Source organism: Paenibacillus sp. PsM32 (assembly GCF_030433815.1).
Lineage (GTDB): Bacteria > Bacillota > Bacilli > Paenibacillales > Paenibacillaceae > Saccharibacillus > Saccharibacillus kyungheensis.
In genome coordinates this window covers 1-17371 of sequence record NZ_JARUWY010000028.1, presented here as the reverse complement: position 1 = coordinate 17371, position 17371 = coordinate 1, and the positions used below count along the sequence as shown (strand labels likewise).

The following is a 17371-nucleotide window of genomic DNA, read 5'->3' as shown; positions in this document are numbered from 1 at the left end:
TCGGACAGCAGTCACGTATCAGACGATTGATCGCTTGCGGATGCTCGAAAATAATTCTGATGTGCTCCTGTATGCAGACCGCTAGCTTCGCAGTCGAGAAAAGTTGAACGGCATTATCTCAGATCGCACAGGTCAACCGAAGGAAAAGGTAGAAAAAGATTCGGATCGAGATTATTTTCTAACGGCTGAAGAAGCGGTAGCGTACGGGTTGGTGGATCAGATTGTGACACGGGTGTAGGGTGAGGAGTTAGGGGTTAGAATATGTGAAAATAAGCTATTGCCTGTGTTAGAAGTGATACCTTATTTTGTATGATGCTCAATGCACTAACGTTTACCTATTTTTTAGCTATTTTTAAATCCCACTACGTGTATATAAAAAGAATTTCCAAGTCACAAAACCTTTGGTATATCAACGTTTTTGCTAAAAGAAATTTCTTATTTTGCATTGAATCTCCAATAAGGAAAATAGACAAGTGTGTAAAAATTTTCAAATCCCTTACCCTATGTGGTTTACAGCCGATTCGACAAAAAAATCGATCAATGCTAAATAAATTTTGCTTATATTTCCATTATAGAGAAAAATATACTAATTATCAAAACTAACTTCTTTCTCGGTTTATTCAACTCTTGCTACTTTTTAACTTGATGAATTGTCAATCCAAATGCAATAGTTCCCTCTGAAACGATTCGTGTGTGGACTTCCCACTTAAACATTTGCGTGGCTGGTTGTTCATTACGCTTAAAATATATTCGAGTTCATCCGCTGTTACTTTCCCCAAGTCATGACCTTTGGGAAAGTAACAGCGGAGCAAGCCGTTCGCGTTCTCATTGGATCCACGTTGCCAAGACGAATAGGGATCGGCAAAATAGACCTTTATGCCGAAGGACGTACAGATTTCCGCGATGGAGTCGTCCTGTATAAAGCCAGTTATACAGCGTTTTAAAGGCAACGATGGGAAGCCCTTTGGCTTTACGGCTATGCTGAGTTTGCTTTGGGGAATAGGTTTTTTCGAAGTCTACTTCGATCTGTCTGGCAAGTTCAGGCATCTATTTTCTATGTAGTTTCGATGCATTCCTTCGAATATGATATGTTTGTTGCACTTCTTGCCCTATACCTTTGCGAAGTTCCATGGCGTTGTCGTTTGGGATTTACCGATCCTGCGGATCGTCCTAGTAGGTGAGCCATCGCTCGAATACCCGCTCCTTGGCTACATAATAGTTCTAGTTTACTGCGCTCTAAAATGCGTATAACCCATGATTGGATTCTCCTGTGTAAATGTGTTGTAGTAACTCTATTCTACACAAATTTAGCCATGGATCTTTTTCTATGTAGTTCAAAGTGTTGCACTTCATTTTACAATCCGTCACATTAATTAACTCATCTTCTGTTGTACGTGCATGAATATCCAAAATGGACTATTTATCGCTTGGTGAGTCTTTATCCGTATACGGATTCAGCAAAAGGATTTCACATAGCAATGGTTTCTTGGCTTCCATGAATATGCGATTCAGAAATGTTAGCAGTACATCCCAGTTTTCCTCGCTACCAAAAATACATTTAAAACAGAAATCATTTCGAGGATCAAGCAATTTAGTCATGTTACACTTTCCACTGACTATACCTCATCTTGCTCTACAACTAAAAATAACCTCAAAATTGAGGTTATACATCGTAAATAAGACGATAGGCGCTTTTCGACCTAACTCCATAATAACGAAGAGATCAAGACCTATCAAGAACTTTTGTTCGTATTTTGAAAATAAGTAGTAACGCAAGCATCGCAGGATCAATGCTACTACTTATCTTCTTACATCTAAAGCAATCAAAAAGTAAATACATCCATTTAAATAAATCGATTTTAATCCACACAAATTACACAAGTTTCTTATCTATCCTATCAATTTATTATTTGATTATTGCTTTCTACAAGTGAACTTTTACTCCAACTACCCCGCAAATAATAAATCATGGAGTTGATAAAAGTCAATAATTGTATTAAGGACATAGTAATTATAACTCCAAGAGTAAGACTAGAAAAAAAGTGAGGCAAAATTACTATTGGAAGAATGACAAGTAAATACATGTTGCTTATTGTTAAATAGTTTATCCCTTTTGAATCACCTGCAGCAGCTGCAACATATACAAACACTATAGAAATCAAATTAAATACCCATGGCAAAGTATAACACATTATAAAAATTTCAAAAAGTTTTGTATTACCATTCAATCCAGATAAAAGATAAGCTAAATCACTTTTTAAGAATATAATTGGTATACTAACTAAAAAACCAAATATTGCTATAATAAATGTAATAGTCTTTATCAATTTTTTGATTTCAAAGTAATTTCCTTCTCCTATTTTTTTAGAAACAAGAGGTATAGCGCTTAAAGCAAAATTTTGGGCTAAAATTGAAAAGAACATATATAAGTAACTAGTTATAGAATAAATACGAAATACTTCACCAGGATAGTGGGATAGGATCAATGTGTATATAAAGATAGATGCATTATAAGAAATCCCACTAAATATTTCAGATAAAATATACTTTCTATTTTTAAAAAAATATGTCCAATCTAACCTAAAAGAGATCTCTTTTAATGAGAGTTGAATATTCAACTTATCATTTACATAGATTTTCATTAACAAATAAATTAAACATATTAGATTAGATATCACTGTAGAAAATGCAGTTGCTGAGTAAGGATTCATTCCCATTTTACTAAATAAAATAATTGCACAAGGAACCAACAATATATTGGAAATAAGTATGATAGACATTCCGCGATAGATATACTTAACCTTATCAAAAAAACGAGGCAGAAGTAGTAAAAAATTATTAATTGATATAATAACATAGCCACCAAATAAAAATAACAAATATTGATTCGTTATTTGATGTACTTCTCGATCTAAACCAAATAGAGAGATAAGCAATGGCAAACAAGTTAAACCGATTAATGAAATAAATATCCCACTAAAAAATGAAGTGCTGATTCCATTTTTTAGCCCTTTATGAACCATATCCAATTTTGCAGCGCCATAATTTTGACTTACATAAACTAAGATTGCAGATAAAATTGAGGCAGATATGATTTCCACAAGCAAGACTATGGAACTTGAAACACGTAAAGCTGAAAAAACATTAGCATCATTCGTAAATATAAACAACCATGCAAAATCCACTAAAACAACTAGAAGATCTAAAATACCTAGAAAAGTTAGCGGTAATGAAAATTTGATGATTTCTCGCCAAGTATTATTCATTAGTTATTCCATCCTGTTTACTTTTTGAAATCTCTCTTATTTGAGTTAAAATTTTTTCGTCTACTAAAAAACTAAAAGTCAGCAAATCTGATGTGTTTAGATATCCATTATAATTTTGTAATAAAGTAATCAACACTGATTCTGGTATAAGTGCAGCTATTGATATAATGGTTTCTATGCTCAAACTTTTATTTAATAAAACACATCTTATAAATTCATCATTTAGAAATGGTAAAACAGTGACTAATTTATCGTTATTGATATATTCATCTATATGTTCTTGAACAAACACCTGTATCTCTCGATCATCAAGGAAAGGAAGAAACGCTTGTATTTCTTCAATGGTGATATCACTAAAATTATCATAAATATATTTTTTAGCTTTACTATTGAAGTAAGGAGCAGCCTTCAAAATTTTCAAAATAGATTCTAGATTCAAATTATTTTCAGTTTCAAAACGAGTGTACATCCACTCTTCAGTTACAAATGGTGCAACTCTAGCTAATAGATAAAGATCATCCACTATTTTATCCCAATGTGGCTTTAATAGTTGCATTAATAGATCTTGTTCCACGAATGGCATTAACTTAAATAAATCAGGTAACGATAATTTTTCAAGATCGTATTGTTTCAAAATCTCATTAATCTTGTTAGGCTTAATAACTATTGCATAATCCACAATATCACTTATTTTTAAATTTTCTAACACAATCTCATCTTCTGGAGTTAAATTTTTTAGTAATTCACTGTGTAACAAATTTGGTTCTTCCAATAATTTATTAATATCAAAATTAAATATTCTAGATAATTTCAAAAACGTAAAAATATCAGGATAACATTTTCCTTGCTCCCATTTAGAAACTGCTTGTGGAGTAACATTTACTAAATTAGCTAATTCAATTTGAGTTAAGTTTTTCTGTTTTCGATAATCTGCAATTTTGGCTCCTACTCTATGCGAATCTATCATTTAAAACTCCTCCTTATTGTTTTTTATCATATTAACTTTTAAGATTTAAAATGTATATCAACTAAAGGTTGAGTTTGAAGATTTTCAGACTCTAGTCAATGTGTCTTGCAAAAAATATGTACGTACATTGCAAATTTTTTATCAAAAGAAAGCAAGCTATCTTATAAAACAAGGCTGCCACCTTAAAGCTAACTTGAATAAAGTCTAAAAAGATGTACTAAGGAGTGTCTTCAAACTAGAAACTACACTTTCAGACTGGACCCTATAGATAATCAATACAAAATTTAAGATGACCAATGGGAACAGATCTGATATCTTTTACCTGCTGAACTAAAACCACAACGATGACGCTTTGCAAGACAATCGAACGATGCTGAATATGATGCTATAGATCGCCTGATACGGTAGATCATCTTCCTTGTATGCTCGTGAAAACGTTATCGTTATACATGCGTTTTCGGCGTTGAAATAGGAGATGGCAGAGCTTTAGGATGACGTTTTGAAGGAAATTCCCACTCAATCGGACGAAGAACACCTGATGATCGATGCGACCTACCGTGCGTGTCTATCAACAGGGCATGGGCGCAAAAAGGAGCTTCTAATCAAGCCATCGGACGCTCCCGGGAGTGAGTAACGAATTAAAATTAATGCGGTTGTAGATGGACTCGGCTATCCCCTTCGGTATGAGCTGATGGGTGGACAATGTCACAAAATTCTCTTAAATAAGACTTGCTTCAGTCGATGGAACTTCAAGGAACTTATGCAATCGCCGATCTAGGGTACGAACCGTCTTTTTAAGCTCCTCGAAGAACAGCAAGCTATAGGTCGTTCTTTGTGCGTCTCGCACACACAGTGAAGCTGAGGCAGCTAGCGGCACAAAGAACGACAGTTAGTCGAGCGACTATTTGTAAACTGAAAAATTAACGTCGCTTAACCACAGGATATGACAAGCTATCATGTACATTTGAAGTCTTTTTAAAGTTGGCTTCTAATTTTTTAATATGGCTATATTAGATTTGAAGACATAACCTAATGATCTTAGTATCAAATGAAAATAGCGCTAGCTCAACTTCAGCTATGCGCTATTTATCATACATGGTATCAATCAATTAAAACTACTACTCTTGATTCTTATCCTCTTGTTTGGACAATGACTGAGCAAGAAGTTGATCCTGCTTTTGACGCCCCCATAGCTTCTAAAACAGTTGCTGAAGAAACCTCGTATACTTTTAAATCTAGTTCAAAATTTAAGTCTTGTGTGTTTTCTTGTGTGTTGATATCGATTTTTTTTTGATCCATTTATCAACAACTCCTTAAAATGTTTTATGTACCATGTATTCCCATTATATAAATTTACCGAAATAATCGTCAATAGATTTCTAAAAATAAATTTCTTATAATATAAATTTAACGTATTATCTATTCAGAAAGAATCTTACTACAATGCTACTTTAAATCAGGTCGTTTTTTCTATTTTTTCAGAAAACTGAAATGATATCTAGCGTAATAGAAGAAATGACACCCTACAAAATTTTTTCTTCATGAAGACAAGAAGTAATTCTATGTATATAAGTTAATTAATATACACATACTTACTTCTTTTTTAAGAAACTGACTTTTAACTTATAATACACATCATAGATTTTATTATAAGAATAATATAAAAAGTATTAAATAGGTTCCGCTCATAGCGAGCCACTATTGAATACTTTTGTTAGATTAATGCTCTCCGTTAAACCATCAGTTAAGATTTAATAGCTTTTATAGAACCAGAAATAATGCAATAAAATGGAGTCCACACATCTTTTTCTATATGCAATAATTGCTTTAATTTAAAAAAGTCTAAACTTTTTACTGGGCGATTGTAATAATTTTGATCGCTATTTGCTATACAAATATTTTGTGCCAACATTCCTGAATATAAAAGTAGTTTCTCAAGATTAATACTTTTTAATCTTGTATCATCGATCATCAAAATCACTAATTGATCTACTCCAAAGAAATTTATATATGGATAAAGTTCATTGATATGATTATATTTCAAGATTCTATTCCCAGATATTTCAGAAAAAATACCATTTCCATTATTAGTAAAAACTCTTAATTGAGTAATTAATGATACTTCATTTAAATCCATCAGATTAATAAGATAATTAAAAATATTTTCTTGAGGACCAATTGGATCTTTCTTGAAATGTGATTTGAAAGTGGTGAATGGTCGATTAAATGGGCCGCTACTACGATGATATACTTTATTCATGAACAAACTCTTATCTCGTTCTACTAGTTTCATATAATCTGTACAGATTTTTTGATTTAAATATTGTAATTTAACGCATTTAGATTCGTGGTCAATTATTTTGTATGAAATTCCATACTTTAGAGCTATGTAGGCAATATTATATAATAAATGACCGCATTCTAATAAGGCTAAAGTTTTCTTTAGAGATATATAATTAAATAAATAAATATCATTTACATTTAATAAAATATCCCCAATTTGATCTTTTCTAGAATTATTTGAATAATATATATATTTTTCATGAAAAGGATCAGTACTCACATAAGTTTTTTCCTCTATACATACAAAAATTTGGATAGGATATAATGATCTAGGCGATGGATAACTCTTATGCACTTTGTATAATGAGTCAGATTCAACTCGTAATACCCTATTTAAAGAAAGAATATCTTGAACCCAAAGATCTAAAGTGAAACTTGCATTATGGATTAATTCAAAATTAAGTTTTTCAAATTTTTGTTCCCTTTGTTTATTGCAATAGATAGATGTATATTCGCTAACTAAATCATCAATAGTGTACATCATTTCTTCACCCCACTGGATGTATATTAAAATTCGTTATCTTCTTTTTACAAATAATATTCCCATTTTCTCTTATTAATTTAGAAGAAAAATCTAAAGGTATGCCATCTGGTAACAGAACTTTCACACAATATAAATGATTCTCTTTTAAGAAAGATGCAGTTTGATCAACAATCAAAATTTCATTATAAATTTCCTTTGCCTTTTTGAGTACGTAGGTTAATTCTTCTTTGATACTTAAATGCCTAACCTGTCTGTTTAACAAATTTTGAAATGGCATTTTAGTATTATTAATTTTATTATTAATTTTCTCTTTTGCATCATATGATGCAAAATAATAAACATGGTCCATAAGAGAATTCAATTTTTGTGATTTTTCAACTTTTTTTATATCAGCACTTAGCTTTTCAGGTTTGTAAGAATGTAACATATGATATGCATTCAAAACTTCTTCATAAGCATTTTGTAAAGCATATTCAATATTTATATGAGCACTAAGTCCAGTTATCGAATAAATTGGATTTTTTTGTTCAACGCTAGTAATAAGACACCAAATTAATGGAATATCGCATTTCGTTTTAATATAAAAAAATCGAAGTTTGTAACCAAGTTCTTCAAAATATAAAATTCTAGCAATAATACTTTTATGGCTTGAATTAAAAGTAATCTCATAACATTCCAAATCATCAAACCAAAAATGCATAAAACTCTCTCGTTCTATACATTCTAATAATGCATACAACGTAGCCTCACTCGTAGTATTTCCAAGTGCACATCCATTAGAACTTTCGTAAACATATCGATTAAGCAAATTTGAATTCAAATATTGAACAAGTTGAAGAGGGACATAATAACCCGTTCCATCAAGAAGGGAGGTTGATTCACACCATTCTATAACAAGATTATCTGAATATTCATATAGATTATTTTGTTTAGTCATTTCAAAAGAATACACTCCAAATCTTCGAGGATCAATTGCATTTGTTTTAATTTGATTGTAATTTTCGATTCTAGTATTCGGTAATTTAAGACTCGCAGAATACCTTTCTAAGTATTCATAAAAAGCTTTTTGGTGCGCTTTGTTCTTATTCCAAGATAAACCATGTCCTTGAATAGAATTGTTCGAGAAATTGATGTAAGATACTGTTTGCTTTTCTTCAATACATAAATAAGCAATTTCATTATTGTTTAACTTTCTTTTCAAATTTTCTAACGGAATTAATGATTCAACACGCACATCTTCCAATGATTTTTTTAGTTCAAAAAATTCATTATTAAATGTATACATGATCTTATTACCATTGATACTATAATCACTTATATTCTCATTAATAATTCCATGATAAATCAATTTATTTTTTTCAATTTCATTTTCAAAACAGATATAAACTGATTTTTTTTCAATCATTTTCATTCTCCTTAAAATAATAAATAGAATTAACAATCAATATATAAGGTTTATGATATAATATGATTGTAATAATAAGTAAATAACAACATATCGGGATTGGAAGAATAATATTTTGGAATACATATGCTAGTATTATCTATTATGTAAATATATTCTTCTTCATTTTCTGATACTTTATAATCCCTCTCAAAATATAAATTAAATAACTTTTTTGAAAAATCCCTTTCCTTTTCTTGCATCCCTAGAATAGAAACATTATTAAGAATTTTTATTGCATCCCATTTTTTATTTTCAGATGAGTGTTCTCTCATTTCTAAAATTAGATTAATGATACATTCATCATCACTAAGACCGAAAATAAGTTTGTCTTTATCCAAATCACGATTTTTAAATACTAACACTGTAAGCGGATAAAACATTTGATAGTCCATATTCCATGAAACACCATTCAAATGATAATCCATAATCCAACTTTGGGATAAATTAACATTACTTAAATCGTTGATAACCAAATTTTTAGTTTCATTCAAATAATTTCTCATATTTATCTTTAAAATTGACTCTCCTAAAATGGTTATTTCTGGGATTTTATCTATAAGAACATAGAAAGCATATATATAATAATTGTCTGAAAAAGTTTGTTGCTCATTTTTAAATAAAAACTTTGGAGATATGAATATGCTATCTTCAGTTAAGAAGGCATAAAATTTATTTGGATTTAAGAAGTTTTCCTCTAATAAAACGTCAAAATTAATACTGTCTGACAAACTTATTTTATTTTTAAAATCTGGAATAGAAGCCTCAACGGCTTCCTTCCACAAACTATTGCAATATATCTGTATGTGTTCACTTAGATTTTTCTCAGAATCCAAGTTCTTAAAAAGTAAATTTTTATTAAGTAGCAGCTTTATTATCTGAAGCTCAAAACTTTTCTCACCTTTCTGTAAACATGCTTCGATATCAATATGTTGATTAGATAATTTTTCTAATATTTTATATAATTCATGAACTTGTTGTTCATTTAATTCTAATTTCAAATTAGTATAACTACTCACAAGAAAAACTTCTGTGTTTGTCTCATGAATATGAAGACTAGGATCTAAGGTATACATAGCAATCTCCTATCTAAATTGATTTGGATATTTAAAGCGGCCCAACAAATAATTGATATAATATTTCTCAATAGGACGTATTTTCAAAAGAACTAGTTTTTCATAAAAGACATTTAAAAACCAGCGATTTGTACATAATATAACATCATTGATTACATACTCATTAAATGTTGCGTCATTAAAAACAAGAGCATGCCTCGAAGAAGCAGTATTCATATTTGCTTTAAACTGTTTTTCTGTATTAGGAGAGTAGAAATTCAAATGATTTTCTTCGATGAGATTCTGGATGTTATTTTCTGTATTATTTACTAATGCTACTAGAGCTTCTGTTCGCTTAGTATAATAGTTTCCTTTAATTTTTTCCAAATCGATTAAAGCTTTTTCCTCAAATTTCTGTGAGATTTCATTCCTTTTTTGTTTAGAAAATGAGTATAAAAAACCATAATAATGAGACAAGTGTGATATAAATCCGTTTGAATCCAATACTTTACCATCATGTGCATAAGAATATTCGTTTAAAGAGCTTGCAATAGAAAATAGATCCTTTGCAATTTCTAAATACTCTAGATTATTGTTGAAATAATAATTTAGATATATCTCATCCAGTGCACGACTAATACTACTATAAAGATTTTCTTGCTTATTATTTTGAAAATTATAATTACTTTTCTCACTAGTTAATTGAATACAATTTTGATATATTGTCTCAATTGCATATGACTTTTTTTCTATTTCTGCAATAGCTTTATATTGCTTTTTAAATAGATCTTCATCATACAGCGTGGAAGGATGATTTTTTATGATCAACTCAAGCCTTTTTTTTATCTTGTAAAGCTCCTCAACATCTAGAGCACCTTCAATTTTTACATTAAATCCTTGTTCCCAACCTTTTTTCAAGAATATGCTTTTATGCAATTGAAAAAAAAATTCTATAGTAGAATTCCATTTTTCATTTTCATAATTCTCATTTACGTAACAAATTAAACTGTACCTACTCATTTAAATAATCCCTCCTTCTCAGTCAGGTAGTATTTCATATTATAGAAAATATATTTTGCCAACTCATAAGCGTCTTGTTCAACTTTACCATCACCATTAGTGAACCTATTTAGTATCATATGAAATAAACTGCGCATAATATAAGTTTTTCTTTCTTTAGAAAACTCTATACTTATTTTTTCAATATATTCACGAAGTGAATTACGTCGTTTTATAAATAAATTATCATTTTGAGATTGTAACTTAATTAATAATTGTTGATGTTGTTTAATATACACTGACCTTCTTTTTTTGAAAGAACTCAACATTTTCTTTTGTGTAACTAAGTTATCTGAAAATACTAAAGCACGCTCATAACTATCAAATATATCTATAAATGTATATATTATCACCGAGATCGCTACATTTATTTTGGATATTCCTTTAAATACGTCATTCGAAATCAAATACGCATAAAATTTGGTATCATCACAAAAGAAATTTATGGCATCTAGATACAAATTTTTTCCACCATATCTTGATATTTCTGGTATAAACAAACTTTGTTTATATGATGAAATTACTCCATCGTATATTAATTGCTTAAGCAGTTGTTTGAAAACTGGTTCATTTATTTGTGAAAGAAATCTAACTCTCATATGTTGTCTGGTATCAAAATAGTAAACAAAAAAATAATTATTTATTAAATTTTCCTCAAACCAATGATAAAGGACTACCTCTAACGCATTCAATTTATCGAGCTTAAAATAAATATCGTAGTAAACCCAATCATCTAATATTTCCGACTCATGAATAAAAAAATCTTTTGGATCTTTTTGATTGTGATTAGCTATTTCAGGATATACAGAAACAATAAAATCTTGATTAAATGGACTCTTTTCTATCAATTCTGGAGCTTCTACTAAGATAATCGCTGTTGTATCTTCATTTATTAATTCCCTATAGATCAATTCAAGGCCTATATTACTTGAAGTACATATTGGCAACTCTCGATCGCCGGTTTTGATACAGACCCAAGAATCAACTTTATACTCATTAATTGTTTCTTTAATATAATCCATAATTTCTTGTTTGTATTTTTTCTTCATATCATTTGAAATACTGATTGTCCATCTTTTTTTAGATAATATAATATTATCGTATTCGATTCTTGGAACGAATGGATGATTTTCAGCTATTCCTAGATAAAAATCTTTAGGAGTATTTGAAAAGAAATCTCCTAATTGAGATAAGAATAAAAGTATTCTAGATTCATTAAAATTGCTATAAAATAACATATGGGTTGTAACAGGTAAAATTTTCTTGTTCAATCTTAAAGACTTAGCATAAATCCCTTTTTCGTCATGCCCGATAACAATATCTTTTAACTTGATTACATAGTACGAATCCTCATCCATATTGCCTTCTAAATCAATAATATATGATGCAGGATTAAAAGTTACTCCTAGATCACTATAATTATCAGGAATAATATTAATTTCAGCACTTACCCATTCATTATCTTCATAGTGGACCTTTTTAAAAAAATTCAAATTATTGAATCTTCCCACAAAAGAAGATGCAGTAGAACTAAAAGAATTTTCAGCTACAATAAATTTTCCACTTTCTTGCAAAAAACTTAATTTGATGTCATATCCATCGTTTATTTTATTAGAACTTTTCCTTGTTATACTTTCAATTCTTTTAATATCAGAAGTATCTATATAAATAATAGATTCCCCTTTTAATAAACACTCATTAATTTTAGTCGTGATAAAAATATTATATTCTTGATTTTTTCTGTTTAATCCCTCCACTAATTTAGGTATTCCAATCCCTGTACTGTCATCTAATAATTTCATTATTGGAACTTCTGTATATAGTCCATACTCTTCCTCAAATTTCTCACAATAATTTTCCCACGCTTGATAGTGACCAGAAAAATATTTAAAACTATTCATAAATCTTAGCTTTCCAACTATATTTTCAACTTCATTTTGAGAGAAATCTACAAAATTATGTTTAGAGAAATGATCTACTATGAGCACTTTCTTACTATCAATCAAACTCTGCATTTTTTTTGTGATTCTTTGATATAAATCTATACCTTGCCCTATTGGGCATTGTTCATACATCTGAATCTCTTGTTGAATTTCTTTTATCTCCAAAATCATGCTTGATGGTAAAAGTTCAGACTTTTCCAACAAAAAGTTTAGCATAAATGTATTATTTTTAGTGTTACTAGGTTTAAGCTCACTTATTAAAATCCCCTGGTCAATTAATTGTTTTATAACATTAAGTATTTGTTCTTGTTCATGTTCTTTGATAGAAAAAAATTTCAATACCTCATTGATTTTTGCTGAAGAGTTAAAGTATTCAATTAACTTTTTAGTAAAGTTATTTTTTTTGACTGTTATTTTGTACTCTCCCTCATTCCGAGAATCCAGTAAAAAATACTCGGATAAATCTTCTTGTAATTCGGAATTTACATATAACTTAAGTTCTGAATAAATATTTTGATTTTGCTCAATAGTTTCGACTAATTTCATGTACCATTCAATCGAAGGACGAACTTTTTTATTAGCAGATGATTGGAATTGTTCTTCTTTCATTTTAAAACTATGGTAATCAATACTAGCAAATAAGCCAAATGGCATCGTTCTATAAGCACTTCTTAGTATGTATTTTAATAGAGACAATTTATTTTTCTCAGAAAGTTTAAAATCATTATTGTGAATGTGGAAGTAAAGTTCTTCGCTCCCTATCATTAATCTTTCTAAAAAATCCTGATTTTGAATAATTGGCTTAATTGTAGCCTCATAATCTAAGTTCGAAAAAATTTGATAAATATATTCTTTAGATAATGCAGCCTGTCGACTAGTAAATTCATTTAATATCTTCATAATTATTCTCCAATTCTTTTAATTTAAATGAAAATAGCGCCAGCTTAATTTCAGCTATGCGCTATTTATCATACATGGTATCAATCAATCAAAACTACTACTTTTGATTCTTATCCTTTTGTTTGGATAATAACTGAGCAAGAAGTTGATCCTGCTCTTGACGCTCCCATAGCTTCTAAAACAGTTGCTGAAGAAACCTCGTATACTTTTAAATCTAGTTCAAAATTTAAGTCTTGTGTGTTTTCTTGTGTGTTGATATCGATTTTTTTTTGATCCATTTATCAACAACTCCTTAAAATGTTTTATGTACCATGTATTCCCATAATATAACTTTACGGAAATAGTCGTCAATACTTTTCCAGAAAAAATATATAACAACTCACTGAAAATAATAAATATTCTTTTTATATGACGAATTTTCAATCCAAGTGCAATAGCTCGCTCTGAAACGATTCGTGTGTGGACTTCCCACTTAAACATTTGCGTGGCTGGTTGTTCATTACGCTTAAAACATATTCGAGTTCATCCTCTGTTACTTTCCCAAAGTCATGACCTTTGGGAAAGTATTCTCGGAGCAAGCCACTCGCATTCTCATTGGATCTACATTGCCAAGACGAATAGGGATCGGCAAAATAGACCTTTATGCCATGCCTTTGTTCTAGTGCTTGGTAGCAAGCGAGTTCCTTCCCACGGTCGACTGTTGCGGTCTGAATGGCGGCTTTTGGATACTGTCCGGCTAACACGCCAAAAGCTATTTCAATGGATATAGCCGTTCGATCCGGCATCTTAATCGCTTGGTAAAAGTGAGTTTTTCGCTCCACAAAGTTAGCCACACACGCTTTACTTTTTCCACGATTCGACACCACAGTATCCAGTGCCCAAACGTTTTTCGGTTGCGAATGGCTAGGGACGCTGCCGAACAGACTTTCCGGCCGTAAAACGTCCACGTTTCTTCATTAGTTTCTGTCGTTTATCTTTATGCCGAAGGACGTGCAGATTTCCGCGGTGGAGTCGTCCTGCATAAAGCCAATTGTACAGCGTTTTAAAAGCAACGGTGAGAAGCCCCTGGGCCTTTGCGACTATGCTCAATTTGCTCCGAGGAATAGGTTTTCTCGAAGTCTGCTTCAATCTGTCTAGCAAGTTCATGTGTCATTCTCGAAAGAAGATTCGATGCCTGTCTTCGAGCTTGATACGCCTGTTATGCCTCTTGGGCTCTATATCTTTGCGGAGTTCCATGGCGCTGTCGTTCGCGACTTACCGATCCTGCGAATCGTCCAAGTAGGCGAACCATCGCTCGAATACCTGTTCCTTAGCTACATAAAAGTTTAGTTTACTGCTTTCCATGATGCTAAATTACGCATGCCCGTGGTTGGATTCTCCTGTGTGAACGTGTCGTAGTGACTCTATTTTACACGAATGTAGTCATAGGACTTTTTCTATTCATTTCAAAGTGTTGCACTTTATTTTACAATCCGTCACTTATAAAAACAGACTCATCTCCACAACACGAGACAAGCCTGCTATTCTTCTTACCCTTTCGTCGCTCCTGCGGCCAACCCATGTACCAAGAACCTCTGCAAGAACATGTACAACAAGGTAATCGGCAACGCCACTAATACCGAACCTGCGGCGAATAACGTAAACTCTGTACTCGAATACGTATTCACTAATTCATACAATCCTACCGCCAACGTCCAGTTCTCCTTTGATCGCAAGATCAGGCGAGCGAAGATAAAGTCGACCCATGCACCGGCGAATGTCGTCAGTGCAATATACGTAATGATCGGCATCGACAACGGTACAATAATGTGGCTGAATATTTGGAAATGGCTCGCTCCATCCAGCAAAGCAGATTCTTCCAATGCTCTTGGGATCGTGTCGAAAAAGCCTTTGGCGACAAACATGCCGAGTGCCGCACCAGATGTATACACTAGCACTAGCACCCATGGTGAGTTGAGTAGATTCATTTGCAATAAGATGACATAGACAGCGATCATACTCATAAATCCTGGGAACATGCCTAGGATCAGTACCAGTGACATCGCATAAGCGGTCAATACTTGAAACAATGTTCCTAGAATCATACTGTTGACGGCAATTTTAAGTGTCTTCCAGTACCACGTGAGATACGGTAAGTCTTTATCAGATTGTGAACGGAACAAGTCCATATAATGCTCCAGTGTTAGCTTTTGCGGTATCAGTGTCTCACTATGGAGCGAATCGCCTTCTTTGAGTGAGGATAAAATAATCCAGAGCGCTGGATAAATACAGCCAATAGCGATCAGCACCAGTAAGATGTAACTGAACACCAATTTGATACGTTGTTGTTTTCTCATTGGATCATATCCTCCTCTTTAAATGAACAGCTGCAGCGATAGTTATACAGTGAGAACGCCGCAATAATCATAAAGATAATAATACCGATCGCCGAAGCAAAATTATAACGCTGATTCTCAAGTGTTAACTTATACAGCCATGTCACCAGAAGATCGGTACTACCTGCGAACGCATAATCTCCATTAGCGGGCAAGCCGTTAGTTAACAATAAAATCACGTTAAAGTTACTGATATTGCCAGCAAATTGCATAATTAAGATCGGTGCTGTCTGGAACAAGAGGAAAGGCATCGTGATATTACGGAACTTCTGAAAACCTGTCGCTCCATCCACTTCTGTCGCTTCATAGAGATCACGCGGAATCGCTGTAAGTACGCCCAGTACAAGAATCATCGACACAGGAATACCGATCCACATATTCACTAGTATAACCGTAACTTTTGCCCAGAATGGATCGTTGAGCCACGGAACAGCTCCAAGTCCCATTATCCGCAAATACTGATTGATCGGTTCGAATTGGAAATTAAGCAGATTACGCATAATTAAGAGCGAAATAAATTGCGGAATCGCATACGGTAAAATAAACAGTGTCCGCCACATACCTTTGAATTTAATTCCTTTCTGTTCGATCAGTAAAGCGACTAAAATACCGCCAAAATACGTAGTCACTGTCGCTACAACCGCCCAAATAATCGTCCATGTGAGTACACCGATAAAGGTATGACTCCATGACTTGAGCGTTAATAAATTGGTAAATGTACGGAAGCCTACCCAATCGACCAAATTTTTGGCTGGAATATGATCGGGTGCAGAGTAATTGGTAAATGCCATTAATATCATAAAGATAATCGGTACAATCGTAAATACCAGTACTCCAATGGCTGGCAACGTTAGTAATAGATATGGAAATCCTTGATTCCCGAGCATTTTCCATGTCTGACGGAATGTATTGGCTATTTCGCCACGTTCCCGCTTTTGCCGATCTGATAAGCGTCTTTGATATTCGCAATATAGAAGCACAATAATAATCCGATATAGAGTAGCGCCACCAATCCATAGATCATCATAAAGATCGAATGATCGCCTGGTACATTCTGATACAATCTACCGACTTTCTCTATATGAGAAGGCTGATCACCAAGCGTGATCAACCCCCAGATATTGTTCGCCAGACTCGTAATGATCAGATAGACACTAACCAGTTCCGCAATTAGAAAAATAATTCCTTTTGCCCACTGACGATTATATATTTGTCCGAGTCCCATAATGAGGGCGGACAGAATTCCTGCAATCAGTCCACTACCTGCACCTGTCGTTCGTTCAGGATGAATCAACACTTTCCCCATGGTTATTGCTCTGTCTCAATGTTACTCTTCATCTGACTGACTAGATTATCAAGCAATGTCTTCGGATCTTTGTTATCATTCCAGATAGAAGACATTGCTGCCTCCATCGGTGACCAGAATTGCGTCATTAGTGCCTTACTGGGTTCTTTGTTATTGTTATATGTAGCGGTGCAGAGCCGTTATTCCTCTTCTGTTCCTCAATCTTAATCAATGATTATTTTATTTTTAA

10 protein-coding genes and 5 pseudogenes are annotated in these 17371 nt (G+C 32.3%); 1 reads left to right on the top strand and 14 read right to left on the bottom strand.

The window, feature by feature from the left end:
* Nucleotides 1–85 precede the first annotated feature (85 nt).
* Nucleotides 86–238, top strand: a pseudogene (locus QCD85_RS23490) (ATP-dependent Clp protease proteolytic subunit); the annotation flags it as partial.
* A 415-nt stretch (nt 239–653) separates the two neighbouring features.
* On the opposite strand, the pseudogene QCD85_RS23485 reads toward QCD85_RS23490, so the two are convergent.
* The 14 genes and pseudogenes from QCD85_RS23485 to QCD85_RS23420 all read right to left on the bottom strand — a co-directional run.
* Nucleotides 654–878, bottom strand: a pseudogene (locus QCD85_RS23485) (IS30 family transposase); the annotation flags it as partial.
* A 541-nt stretch (nt 879–1419) separates the two neighbouring features.
* A pseudogene (locus QCD85_RS23480) lies at nt 1420–1599 on the bottom strand (PD-(D/E)XK nuclease family transposase); the annotation flags it as partial.
* 299 nt (nt 1600–1898) lie between these two features.
* Complete coding sequence (locus QCD85_RS23475; RefSeq protein WP_301264067.1) at nt 1899–3266, bottom strand: MATE family efflux transporter; 1368 nt, start codon at nt 3264–3266, stop codon at nt 1899–1901.
* Entirely contained in the window at nt 3259–4233 is a 975-nt protein-coding gene (locus QCD85_RS23470) for a helix-turn-helix domain-containing protein (RefSeq protein ID WP_301264066.1), read from the bottom strand. The genes QCD85_RS23475 and QCD85_RS23470 overlap by 8 nt, the downstream gene beginning before the upstream one ends.
* Before the next feature lie 1131 nt (nt 4234–5364).
* The gene (locus QCD85_RS23465; RefSeq protein ID WP_301264065.1) at nt 5365–5532 is read right to left on the bottom strand and encodes a hypothetical protein; all 168 of its coding nucleotides are present in this window, start codon (nt 5530–5532) and stop codon (nt 5365–5367) included.
* A gap of 445 nt (nt 5533–5977) precedes the next feature.
* Nucleotides 5978–7057: a hypothetical protein gene (locus QCD85_RS23460; protein ID WP_301264064.1), complete on the bottom strand. Its 1080-nt coding sequence runs from the start codon at nt 7055–7057 to the stop codon at nt 5978–5980.
* A 7-nt stretch (nt 7058–7064) separates the two neighbouring features.
* The gene (locus QCD85_RS23455; protein WP_301264063.1) at nt 7065–8465 is read right to left on the bottom strand and encodes a YcaO-like family protein; all 1401 of its coding nucleotides are present in this window, start codon (nt 8463–8465) and stop codon (nt 7065–7067) included.
* A gap of 50 nt (nt 8466–8515) precedes the next feature.
* Nucleotides 8516–9580 (bottom strand): hypothetical protein, encoded by a 1065-nt coding sequence (locus tag QCD85_RS23450; RefSeq protein ID WP_301264062.1) that lies wholly within the window; start codon nt 9578–9580, stop codon nt 8516–8518.
* 9 nt (nt 9581–9589) lie between these two features.
* Nucleotides 9590–10579 carry a hypothetical protein gene (locus QCD85_RS23445; protein ID WP_301264061.1) on the bottom strand — a complete coding sequence of 330 codons (990 nt, stop codon included), beginning with the start codon at nt 10577–10579 and terminating at the stop codon, nt 9590–9592.
* Nucleotides 10576–13461: a thiopeptide-type bacteriocin biosynthesis protein gene (locus QCD85_RS23440; RefSeq protein ID WP_301264060.1), complete on the bottom strand. Its 2886-nt coding sequence runs from the start codon at nt 13459–13461 to the stop codon at nt 10576–10578. The genes QCD85_RS23445 and QCD85_RS23440 overlap by 4 nt, the downstream gene beginning before the upstream one ends.
* Before the next feature lie 110 nt (nt 13462–13571).
* Complete coding sequence (locus QCD85_RS23435) at nt 13572–13739, bottom strand: hypothetical protein (protein ID WP_301264059.1); 168 nt, start codon at nt 13737–13739, stop codon at nt 13572–13574.
* Nucleotides 13740–13880: 141 nt separating this feature from the next.
* Nucleotides 13881–14805 (bottom strand): annotated as a pseudogene (locus tag QCD85_RS24020) (IS30 family transposase).
* A 185-nt stretch (nt 14806–14990) separates the two neighbouring features.
* Nucleotides 14991–15797, bottom strand: a complete 807-nt coding sequence (locus QCD85_RS23425; protein WP_301264058.1) for a sugar ABC transporter permease — start codon at nt 15795–15797, stop codon at nt 14991–14993.
* Nucleotides 15794–17142, bottom strand: a pseudogene (locus QCD85_RS23420) (ABC transporter permease subunit). The gene QCD85_RS23425 and the pseudogene QCD85_RS23420 overlap by 4 nt, the downstream one beginning before the upstream one ends.
* Nucleotides 17143–17371 lie beyond the last annotated feature (229 nt).

What these genes read in the sequence shown, in the direction of transcription:
- QCD85_RS23465 (WP_301264065.1), bottom strand. Translation starts at nt 5,532, where the DNA reads ATGGATCAAAAAAAAATCGATATCAACACACAAGAAAACACACAAGAC.
- QCD85_RS23425 (WP_301264058.1), bottom strand. Translation starts at nt 15,797, where the DNA reads ATGAGAAAACAACAACGTATCAAATTGGTGTTCAGTTACATCTTACTG.
- QCD85_RS23460 (WP_301264064.1), bottom strand. Translation starts at nt 7,057, where the DNA reads ATGTACACTATTGATGATTTAGTTAGCGAATATACATCTATCTATTGC.
- QCD85_RS23475 (WP_301264067.1), bottom strand. Translation starts at nt 3,266, where the DNA reads ATGAATAATACTTGGCGAGAAATCATCAAATTTTCATTACCGCTAACT.
- QCD85_RS23435 (WP_301264059.1), bottom strand. Translation starts at nt 13,739, where the DNA reads ATGGATCAAAAAAAAATCGATATCAACACACAAGAAAACACACAAGAC.
- QCD85_RS23445 (WP_301264061.1), bottom strand. Translation starts at nt 10,579, where the DNA reads ATGAGTAGGTACAGTTTAATTTGTTACGTAAATGAGAATTATGAAAAT.
- QCD85_RS23455 (WP_301264063.1), bottom strand. Translation starts at nt 8,465, where the DNA reads ATGATTGAAAAAAAATCAGTTTATATCTGTTTTGAAAATGAAATTGAA.
- QCD85_RS23440 (WP_301264060.1), bottom strand. Translation starts at nt 13,461, where the DNA reads ATGAAGATATTAAATGAATTTACTAGTCGACAGGCTGCATTATCTAAA.
- QCD85_RS23450 (WP_301264062.1), bottom strand. Translation starts at nt 9,580, where the DNA reads ATGTATACCTTAGATCCTAGTCTTCATATTCATGAGACAAACACAGAA.
- QCD85_RS23470 (WP_301264066.1), bottom strand. Translation starts at nt 4,233, where the DNA reads ATGATAGATTCGCATAGAGTAGGAGCCAAAATTGCAGATTATCGAAAA.